Here is a 9,838-nt window from a genome sequence, read left to right as displayed (position 1 = left end):
AGTACGCCACCGACGTGTTCAAGAAGGACATGCGCGATTCCGGCTCGATTTTCCTGCACAACGGCGAACCGATGCAGGTCGGGCAGAAACTGGTGCAGAAGGATCTGGGCAAAACCCTGCGCACCATTTCCGAGAAGGGCGCCGACGGTTTCTATAAAGGCTGGGTGGCCGACGCGATTGTCACGTCCAGTCAGGCCAACAAGGGCATCATCACTCAGGCCGACCTCGACAAATACAAGACCCGGGAACTGGCCCCGGTGGAATGCGATTACCGTGGCTACCACGTGGTGTCGGCGCCACCACCGAGTTCCGGCGGCGTGGTGATCTGCCAGATCATGAATATCCTCGAAGGTTATCCGATGAAGGATCTGGGCTTTCACTCGGCTCAGGGCATGCACTACCAGATCGAAGCGATGCGCCACGCTTACGTGGATCGCAACAGCTACCTCGGCGACCCGGATTTCGTGAAGAACCCGCTCGAACATCTGCTCGACAAGAACTACGCGACCAAACTGCGCAACGCGATCCAGCCGCAGAAGGCCGGTGTTTCGGCGGAGCTGAAGCCTGGCGTGGCCCCTCATGAAGGCAGCAACACCACGCACTATTCGATCGTCGACAAGTGGGGCAACGCGGTGTCGGTCACTTATACCCTCAATGACTGGTTCGGCGCCGGCGTGATGGCGAGCAAGACCGGGGTGATCCTCAACGATGAAATGGACGACTTCACCTCCAAGGTCGGCGTGCCGAACATGTATGGTCTGGTGCAGGGCGAGGCCAATGCCATCGCTCCCGGCAAGGCGCCGCTGTCCTCGATGAGTCCGACCATCGTCACCAAGGACGGCAAAGTGGTCATGGTGGTCGGCACGCCGGGCGGCAGCCGGATCATCACCGCGACCTTGCTGACCATGCTCAACGTCATCGACTACGGCATGGGCCTGCAGGAAGCGGTCGACGCGCCGCGCTTCCACCAGCAGTGGATGCCGGAGGAAACCAACCTCGAAGACTTCGCGGCCAGTCCGGATACGAAGAAAATCCTCGAGAGCTGGGGCCACAAGTTCGCCGGCCCGCAGGATGCCAACCATATCGCGGCGATTCTGGTCGGTGCACCTTCTCTGGGCGGCAAACCGGTAGGGAAGAACCGCTTCTACGGCGCCAACGATCCACGGCGCAATACCGGCTTGTCACTGGGTTACTGAGCGGCGTAAAACAGGGGGCGGACGGCGTTCCGCCCCCGTCTCAAGGATTGATCAAGGAAGGCTCATCATGACCACCGCATTACTGATCATCGATGTTCAGCGGGCTCTCTGCTCGGGCCAATACCAGTGCCACGACATTCACCGCGTGATCGACACGATCAACGCCCTCGGCGCACGTGCGCGCAAGGCCGGCGTGCCGGTCGTGCTGATCCAGCATGAGGAAAAGGACAGCCCGTTGGCCTACGGTGCCGAGGGCTGGCAACTGGCCGAAGGACTGGCAACGTCCGCCAGCGATCTGCGGGTACGCAAGACTGCCCCGGATTCGTTTTATCAGACCGAACTGCGCAAACTGCTGCCCAGTGAAGATTTCGAACAACTGGTGATTTGCGGTCTGCAAACCGACTACTGCGTCAACGCCACCGTGCGTCAGGCGCATCAACTGGGTTACGACGTGGTGCTCGTTTCCGATGGCCATTCCACCCTCGACAACGGCAACATGAGCGCCGAGGACATCATCGCCGAGCACAATAAGGATCTGGCGCACCTGACCGGCTCCGTGGCGCGGATCGATGTCAAACCGGCTGCTGAAATCAGGTTCTGACCGACACATCCAATTCCCCTGTGGGAGCAGGCCCGCTCCCCCAGGATTTCTGTCAGCGTCACTGGCATACTGCGTGCCGTCTGAAGAATGGAATCTACCGATGTTCGCGCTCAAGCTCCGCCACCTCCTGATGCTCTCAGCGTTCGCTGTTGCCCCCGGCGTCCACGCCAGCAGTTTCGATTGCGCCAGTGCCGGCACCCCGACTGAAAAAACCATTTGTGCCGATCCGGATCTCTCCAATCTTGACCAGAGACTGGGTTCGGCATGGCAGTCCGCTGTGGCAAAGGTCGCCGACCCGAAAGCCCTGAAAGCGGATCAGCGCGGATGGCTCAAGCAACGCAATCAATGTAACGAACAGGTCCCCTGTTTACGCCGGCAGTACCTGATGCGGCTCACGGCCCTTGAATACATGGTCAAGCCGTTTTCCTGGAATAGCACCTGGCAGCTCATTCCCTGGGGTGTTTCAGAAGGGGCAGAGCTGAAAACACAGCGCAAGGGGGCCTCACAGATCACCTTCGATATTTCAGCGGCGAACGGTAGTCACTCGGGTGAGCTGGAGGGGGTCGCCACTGTGGAGGGTACGCAGGCCCGTTACGCAGAAGGAGACTGCGTTTTGACGTTCACGGCGCTCAATGGACTCATGGACGTGACACAGACTGGCGATGCTTCCGACTGCGGTGCCGGGATGGGTGTTTACTACGGCGGTCGGTATGTGGCATCGAAGCAAACGGTCGCGGTGGGTTATGACTTGCTCACACTGGGCGTGGTACAGACTCGACGAGAAAACGAGATCGTGCACACGCTTCTCGGCGGCGACTATCAGGTGCTTCTGCAAAACTGTGGCATTACACAGACAGGTGATGCCTCTGTCGATGTACCCAACGGTGAAGTCAGCAAATACTGGGTCCGGGGGCTGCCATCGAGCAATGCAGCGATTGTGATGCGTGCACCGGATGAGCGAATTTGGCTGGTGGTGTTGGTATTTGACCAGCAGGGTAAATCCCGTGCGCGCTACTACACCAACGTTGCCGAGTGGAAAGGGCGTTTGCCTGACGCCTTGCGGGCCTGGCACAGGGACCTGGGGGGTGAATTGGTTCTGCCTCTGGACTTCATGCCCTGACCGGGTTGCGCGGCTGCCTCTTCAAGTCGCAAACAAAACCCCACGAATCTCCCCCGTCCGCGGCGGCATCATCACGCCCTCCAGCACCATCCGCGTGATCGTCTGCGCTGCCGTCTGGTAGTCCTCATCCTGCGGCTCGGGTCGGCCAGTGATGCAACCCATCTGCCAGCCAATATTGGTGTACGTGCGCGTCGCCGACCAGATGAATAGCATCAAATGCTCCGGATCCACCGGGGCCAGCAAACCGCGCTCGATCCAGCTGCGCAAACATTCAACATTGCGTCGCGCCTCAGCGTGCAAGAGGTCGCGGCACTCAGCGGGCAGTTGGCGACCACCCAGCAGCAATTCGCTGCTGAACACCTTGGCAGCCGCCGGATGTTCACGGGCGATGCGAATTCTGGCGGCGACGTAGGCACGCAGGCCAATCAGCGGGTCATCGCTTTCACGCAACACCGCCGAGGCTTCCAGCAGTGGCTCGACAAAACCCAGCAGCACTTTGCAGTACAGGTTTTCCTTGGTCTGGAAGTAGTAATACAGGTTGGCCTTGGGCACCCCGGCGCGGGCCGCGATGTCACGGGTCTGGGTCGCGTCGAAGCCGTTGGCGGCGAATGCCTGGCTGGCGGCGGCCAGAATCGACTGTTCGTTGCGAACGCGGATGGCGCTCATGGATACACGGTAAGAATGGACGGCATGGGAAGGTTCTGACGAAATCGGTTTCGCAATATACAAAACTATATAGCGATGAAGCCAGCGCACTCGACACGCAGCGCTATGCTGGTTCGAACATTCAAACAAAGGAGGGAAGGGCAAATGACCATCAAGGCGTGGCGAGCGGACGCAACACATCTGGACGCGGTGGCACCGTTGTTCGACGCTTACCGGGGGTTTTATCAGCAACCGGCGAACCTGGCGCAATCGCGGGCGTTTATTGCCGAACGCCTGGCTAACGACGAATCGGTGATTTTTTTCGCTGAGGATGACAGCGGCGAAGCGCTCGGTTTTGTGCAGTTGTACCCGACGTTTTCCTCCATTGATGCTCACCGCACCTGGCTGCTCAGCGATCTGTTTACCACGCCTGCCGCTCGTGGCCGCGGCGTGGGCCGACTGCTGATGAACAGCGCCCGCGACTTTGCCCTGCAAACCGGCGCCAAGGGCCTGGTATTGGAAACCGCCACCGATAACCTCAGCGCGCAGAGCTTGTACGAATCGCTGGGTTATGTGCGTGACACCGGTTACTACACCTACCTGCTGGATTTGCGTCAGGCTTGAGTGCAGGCCTTCAGCAACCGCTCGATCTGCGCCAATTCCCAGGTACTGAGCAAACTCACAGGATCAGTGCCGTAGCGCTGCCAGGTATCGAGCGCACCTTCCTGGCCATCGGCACTGCGAGCGTATTCACAGTGATGTAACTGCGCGTCTGCAAAATCCAGCAGCAGTCGCCAGCCTTCGATATCGACGGCAATCAGTGCGGATTCGCTTGGCGCTGCGCACACTTCAACTGTCAGTACGCCCAGTGCGGCTTCACGCAGACGCTGGCTCACTTCGCGGGCAGTCAGAAAACACGGCATGTTCTGCACTCATTCAAAGCACGAGCGCGCAGCATAAAGGTCAGGTTGATCAGTGTCAGCGTTCACTGGCCCGCGGTGGAACAATTCCGTAACATCCGCAACCCTCTTTTTCCGCGAACACCCGCGGCCGTGCTCATCGGCCGCCCAGTCAGGTAAACCATGAAACCGATTCGTCTGCGCGCCGATGTCCTGGCCGGACTCACCACCTCGTTTGCCCTGTTGCCCGAGTGCATTGCGTTTGCGCTGGTGGCTCACCTCAACCCGCTGATGGGCCTGTATGGCGCGTTCATCATTTGTACGCTGACCGCTTTGTTTGGCGGCCGGCCGGGCATGGTCTCCGGTGCAGCGGGTTCGATGGCGGTGGTCATCGTCGCGCTGGTGGTGCAACACGGCGTGCAATACCTGCTGGCGACGGTGTTGCTCGGCGGCCTGATCATGATGGCGTTCGGGCTGTTGCGTCTGGGTAAACTGGTGCGCATGGTGCCGCACCCGGTGATGCTCGGTTTCGTCAACGGTCTGGCGATCATCATTGCGCTGGCGCAACTGGAGCATTTCAAGAACGGTGAAGCCTGGCTGAGCGGCACGCCGTTGTACCTGATGACCGGGCTGGTGCTGTTGACCATGGCCATCGTCTATCTCCTGCCGCGCCTGACCCGCGCGGTGCCGCCGGCCCTGGTGGCAATCCTCGGCGTCGGCCTGCTGGTCTACCTGTTTGGCCTGCCGACCCGCACTTTGGGCGACATGGCACACATCGCCGGTGGCCTGCCGACTTTCGCGCTGCCGGACATTGCATGGGATCTCGAAACCCTGCGCATCATCGCGCCGTACGCAATCCTGATGGCGCTGGTCGGGTTGCTGGAAACCCTGCTGACCCTCAACCTCACCGATGAAATCACCGAGACCCGGGGCTATCCGGATCGCGAATGCGTGGCGCTGGGCGCGGCGAACATGGTCAGTGGCGCATTCGGCGGCATGGGCGGTTGCGCGATGATTGGCCAGACGGTGATCAACCTCAGTTCCGGCGGGCGGGGGCGTCTGTCGGGTGTGGTGGCGGGGGTGTTGATTCTGTTGTTTATCCTGTTTCTGTCGCCGCTGATCGAGCGTATTCCGCTGGCGGCGCTGGTCGGGGTGATGTTCGTGGTGTCGCAGCAGACCTTCGCCTGGGCCTCGTTGCGGGTGCTGAATAAAGTGCCGCTCAACGATGTGCTGGTGATCATTGCGGTGACAACCATCACTGTGTTCACCGATCTGGCCACGGCGGTGCTGTGCGGCATCATCATCGCCGCGCTCAATTTCGCCTGGCAGCAGGCTCGCGAGTTGTACGCCGATGAACATCTGGAGGCCGATGGCAGCAAACTCTATCGCCTGCATGGCACGTTGTTTTTTGCCTCGACCACGCCGTTCCTCAATCAATTCGATCCGGCCAACGACCCGGCGAAGGTGACGCTGGATTGCCGGCATTTGAGCTTCGTCGATTATTCGGCGATCGCCGCGCTGAAAACCTTGCGCGAGCGCTACGCCAAGGCGGGCAAGGAATTGCAGGTGTTTCACCTCTCCGAGCGCTGCAAGAAACTGCTCAAGCGTGCCGGCGTCGAGCACCACTGATCCTGTGTGGAAGCGGGCTTGCTCGCGAAGGCGTCGTGTCATTCAACGCTGAAGTTGAGTGATCCATCGCCTTCGCGAGCAAGCCCGCGCCCACATTGGTTTTTGCGTTTAAGCGATGGCCGGAAAGTCGATGTCGGTCAGCGCGGTGTTGTTCAGATAGTTGGTCAGGGTCTGCACGGCCACCAGCGCGATCACTTCAATGATCTTCACGTCGTTGATGCCGGCAGCGCGTGCGGCGGCGATCTGTTCGTCGTTCAAGTGGCCGCGGCTCTCGGTCAACTGCCGGGCGAGAGTGGCGTAGGCGTTGAGTTCACCCTGACGCGCGGCGACGATGTCTTCGGCCGACAGCCCGGCCTTGCCGGCAAACAGCGTGTGTGCTGCCAGGCAATAATCGCATCCGTTGACCTGTGACGTGGCGAGGTACACCGCTTCCTTTTCCTTGGCGCTGAGCGAGGTTTTGCCGAGGATCGCCGAGGCTTGCACGTAGGTTTCCAGCGCCACCGGCGCCTGGGCCAGGGTGGCGAACAGATTCGGCAGGAAACCGATCTTCTTTTTCACGCCTTCCAGTACCGGGCGAGTGGCGTCAGTGGCGGTGTCGAGGCTGATAGCGTTGATGCGGCTCATGGTGATTCTCCGAAAATCCGCGGCGAAGTGCAGCGGGGATGGAGGCCATGTTAGGCAGCGCAACTGGCGCCTTGGCGGCAAATCGTCGAGGATATGCGGCAGATCGTCCAGAATTGCCGGCCAAGCGCCTTCGCGACACGGCGTCAGCGGTGCAACCAAAAAAGCAGCAGATTTGCCTCGGAGTCGCCCATGGATCGCCTTTCCACCTTGCTCAGCCATTTCGGCGTAAACGCCGGGACCTTTCACAGCGGCACGTTTTGCGGCCTCAGCGTGCATGCCGACGAACCGTGCGGCCATGTGCACCTGTTGCAAGCGGGCGAGTTGCTGCTCAAACCCGGCAACGCGCGCGAAATCAGACTCGATGAGCCTTCGCTTATTTTCTTTCCCGGCCCCTTTGCCCATCGGATGTTCGCCGACGAGGCCATGAACCCCCGGATCGTCTGCGCGACGCTGACATTTGACGGCGGTTCCGGTAATGCCCTGGCGGCAGCCTTGCCGGATTATCTGGTGCTCAAACTCACGGAGATACCGGAGCTGGGCGGCACGCTGGAGTGGTTGTTCAAGGAAGCTTTCGAAGCGCATTGCGGGCGGGTGGCAGTGATGGACCGATTGTTCGAATTGCTGGTGATTCTGTTGTTGCGCCACCTTATCGAGCGTCGCGAACAGCAGCCGGGGATGATGGCCGGGCTGGCCGATCCACGGCTGTCACGTGCACTGAATCTGATCCACGAACAACCGGAAAAACCGTGGAGCGTGGCCGAACTTGCCGCCGCCGCCAACCTGTCCCGCGCAGGATTTGCCGAACACTTTCGCCGCGTCGTCGGGCAGCCACCGGCGGATTATCTGCTGAGCTGGCGAGTCAGTCTGGCGCAAAAACGTCTGCGCGAAGGCAAGCCGATTGCGTTGATTGCCGAAGAAGTCGGCTATGAAAGTCCGTCGGCGCTGGCCCGGGCGTTTCGACGCAAGACCGGGCTCAGTCCTCGAGCGTGGAAGGCAGCCAACTGAGGTCATTTGGCGAATTTCTTCGCTCCGACCACGCATGAAATCACGCCCAGCGTCACTGCCAGCATGCCGAGGCTGACGTGTTCATGCAGCAGTGTCGCGGCCAGGGCCAGGCCGAAAAACGGTTGCAGCAACTGCAACTGACCGACCGCCGCGATCCCGCCCTGAGCCAGGCCGCGATACCAGAAAACGAAGCCGATCAACATGCTGAACAACGCGACGTAAGCCAGGCAAAGCCACGCTGACAGACTGATGTCGTGGAACGAGGCGGGCGCCAGCCACAGACTCAGCAGTGCCATCACCGGCAGCGCCAACACCAGGGCCCAGCAGATCACCTGCCAGCCACCGAGGCTTCGCGACAGTTTTGCGCCTTCGGCGTAACCGAGGCCGCAGGCCAGAATGGCGGCGAGCATCAGCAGGTCGCCGGTGGGCGAAGCGGTCAGCCCCTGGGCCAGGGCGAATCCGACCACCAGCGCACTGCCAAGTATCGAGAAGATCCAGAACACCGGTCGTGGCCGTTCACCGCCGCGCAACACGCCGAAGATCGCGGTGGCCAGCGGCAGTAGTCCGACGAACACAATCGAATGCGCCGAGGTCACGTGTTGCAAGGCCAACGCGGTCAGCAACGGAAAACCGAGCACCACGCCGAGCGCGACAATCAACAGCGACCACCACTGCTCGCGCGCCGGGCGTGGTTCGCGAAACAGCCACAACAGCGCCACCGCACACAACCCGGCAATGGCTGCGCGTGCCACGGTGAGAAACACCGGATCGAATTCCAGCACGGCCAGACGCGTGGCCGGCAATGAGCCGCTGAAGATCACCACGCCGATAAAGCCGTTGATCCAGCCGCTGGTTTTGTCCAGGGTCGGGTGGGGCAGATTCGAGGTTTGTTCCATACGCCTTCATGCTCGGAGAGGGGGTTGTGTTTCGGTCATGCTAGAGCCGAGAATCAGCACAATCAAAGAATTGTCATGGATACATCCAGCGATGCCGCGATCCCGCTACAAGACACTGGTCGACGCTTACGCCGGCGACATCCGCGCCGGGCGTCTGGCGCCGGGCACACGATTGCCGACCCACCGGGAACTGGCGGCCAGCGCCGGGCTGGCGCTGGCCACCGCGTCGCGGGTGTACGCCGAGCTGGAGGCGATGGGGCTGGTCAGCGGCGAAACCGGACGCGGCACTTTTGTGCGGGAGACCTCGTTGGCGCTGGGGCAGGGCATTGATCAGAAAGACGTGGCGGTCGGCATGATCGACCTCAATTTCAACTACCCGTCGTTGCCCGGTCAGGCCGACCTGTTGCGCACGGCGCTGCGCCAGTTGGCACTGTCCGGCGACCTTGAAGCGCTGTTGCGTTACCAGCCCCACGCCGGTCGCCAGCACGAACGCGCTTCGGTGGCGCGCCATCTGACGGCGCGCGGGGTCAACGTCGACGCCGCGCAAGTGTTGATTGTCAATGGCGCTCAGCAAGGGCTGGCGGTGACGCTGATGGCGTTGCTCAAGCCCGGCGATGTCATCGCGGCCGACGCGCTGACCTATTCCGGTTTCAAAGTGCTGGCCGAAGCGTTGCATCTGGAGGTAGTGGCGATCCCGTGTGGCGAGCACGGGCCGGATCTGTCGGCACTCGACGCGCTGTGCCGCCAGCGCCCGGTGCGCGCGGTGTACAGCATGCCGACGCTGCACAATCCACTGGGTTGGGTGATGCCGATCGAGCAGCGCGAGCAACTGGTCATGCTTGCCCGCCAACATGACCTGATCCTGATCGAAGACGCGGCCTACGCCTTTCTGGTGGACAACCCGCCCCGGACCTTGATCGACATGGCACCCGAGCGCACGGTGTACGTGTCCGGGCTGTCAAAAAACATTGCGACCGGTCTGCGCGTCGGTTTTATTGCGGCGCCCGACACGAGGGTGCCGGCACTGGAGCGGATCATCCGCGCCACCACTTGGAACACCCCCGGGGTGATGACCGCGATGGCATGCGGCTGGCTCGATGACGGCACCGTCACGCTGCTCGAGGCGCAAAAGCGTCACGATGCCAGGGCGCGCCAGACACTGGCCGCCGAGTTGTTGAAGGGCCTGCGCTGCATTGGCCATCCGTCCTCGTACTTCCTATGGC

General features: G+C 61.3%; 11 protein-coding genes. 7 read left to right on the top strand and 4 right to left on the bottom strand.

What is annotated here, in order from left to right:
* From ggt to DBR24_RS06060, 3 genes are all read left to right on the top strand, one after another.
* The coding region (gene ggt, locus DBR24_RS06070) for a gamma-glutamyltransferase (RefSeq protein ID WP_256591300.1) at nucleotides 1–1,196 on the top strand (1,196 nt) is incomplete at its 5' end.
* Nucleotides 1,197–1,263: 67 nt separating this feature from the next.
* Nucleotides 1,264–1,797 carry a cysteine hydrolase family protein gene (locus DBR24_RS06065; protein ID WP_123462521.1) on the top strand — a complete coding sequence of 178 codons (534 nt, stop codon included), beginning with the start codon at nucleotides 1,264–1,266 and terminating at the stop codon, nucleotides 1,795–1,797.
* A gap of 100 nt (nucleotides 1,798–1,897) precedes the next feature.
* Nucleotides 1,898–2,917 (top strand): lysozyme inhibitor LprI family protein, encoded by a 1,020-nt coding sequence (locus tag DBR24_RS06060; RefSeq protein ID WP_128614202.1) that lies wholly within the window; start codon nucleotides 1,898–1,900, stop codon nucleotides 2,915–2,917.
* Between the two features lie 21 nt (nucleotides 2,918–2,938).
* Here the strand turns inward: DBR24_RS06060 and DBR24_RS06055 are convergent, their stop codons facing one another.
* The gene (locus DBR24_RS06055) at nucleotides 2,939–3,583 is read right to left on the bottom strand and encodes a TetR/AcrR family transcriptional regulator (protein ID WP_128614201.1); all 645 of its coding nucleotides are present in this window, start codon (nucleotides 3,581–3,583) and stop codon (nucleotides 2,939–2,941) included.
* Nucleotides 3,584–3,727: 144 nt separating this feature from the next.
* On the opposite strand from DBR24_RS06055, the gene DBR24_RS06050 reads away from it, so the two are divergent.
* Entirely contained in the window at nucleotides 3,728–4,186 is a 459-nt protein-coding gene (locus DBR24_RS06050; protein WP_128614200.1) for a GNAT family N-acetyltransferase, read from the top strand.
* Here the strand turns inward: DBR24_RS06050 and DBR24_RS06045 are convergent.
* On the bottom strand, nucleotides 4,177–4,485 hold the full coding sequence (locus tag DBR24_RS06045; protein ID WP_128614199.1) for a hypothetical protein: 309 nt from the start codon (nucleotides 4,483–4,485) through the stop codon (nucleotides 4,177–4,179). The two genes, DBR24_RS06050 and DBR24_RS06045, sit on opposite strands and share 10 nt — an antisense overlap.
* Nucleotides 4,486–4,644: 159 nt before the next feature.
* On the opposite strand from DBR24_RS06045, the gene DBR24_RS06040 reads away from it, so the two are divergent.
* Nucleotides 4,645–6,090 carry a SulP family inorganic anion transporter gene (locus tag DBR24_RS06040; RefSeq protein WP_128614198.1) on the top strand — a complete coding sequence of 482 codons (1,446 nt, stop codon included), beginning with the start codon at nucleotides 4,645–4,647 and terminating at the stop codon, nucleotides 6,088–6,090.
* Between the two features lie 108 nt (nucleotides 6,091–6,198).
* Here the strand turns inward: DBR24_RS06040 and DBR24_RS06035 are convergent, their stop codons facing one another.
* Complete coding sequence (locus DBR24_RS06035) at nucleotides 6,199–6,714, bottom strand: carboxymuconolactone decarboxylase family protein (protein WP_128614197.1); 516 nt, start codon at nucleotides 6,712–6,714, stop codon at nucleotides 6,199–6,201.
* A gap of 189 nt (nucleotides 6,715–6,903) precedes the next feature.
* On the opposite strand from DBR24_RS06035, the gene DBR24_RS06030 reads away from it, so the two are divergent.
* Complete coding sequence (locus tag DBR24_RS06030; RefSeq protein WP_123462535.1) at nucleotides 6,904–7,719, top strand: AraC family transcriptional regulator; 816 nt, start codon at nucleotides 6,904–6,906, stop codon at nucleotides 7,717–7,719.
* Between the two features lie 2 nt (nucleotides 7,720–7,721).
* Here the strand turns inward: DBR24_RS06030 and DBR24_RS06025 are convergent, their stop codons facing one another.
* A complete protein-coding gene (locus tag DBR24_RS06025) occupies nucleotides 7,722–8,615 on the bottom strand; it encodes a DMT family transporter (RefSeq protein ID WP_128614196.1) in 894 nt (297 codons plus the stop codon).
* A 91-nt stretch (nucleotides 8,616–8,706) separates the two neighbouring features.
* Here DBR24_RS06025 and DBR24_RS06020 point away from each other — a divergent pair.
* A partial coding sequence (locus DBR24_RS06020; RefSeq protein ID WP_146188971.1) for a PLP-dependent aminotransferase family protein occupies nucleotides 8,707–9,838 on the top strand: 1,132 nt, incomplete at its 3' end.

This window comes from Pseudomonas sp. HMWF006 (assembly GCF_003061205.1).
Lineage (GTDB): Bacteria > Pseudomonadota > Gammaproteobacteria > Pseudomonadales > Pseudomonadaceae > Aquipseudomonas > Aquipseudomonas monsensis.
This window is presented reverse-complemented; position numbering and strand designations above follow the sequence as displayed.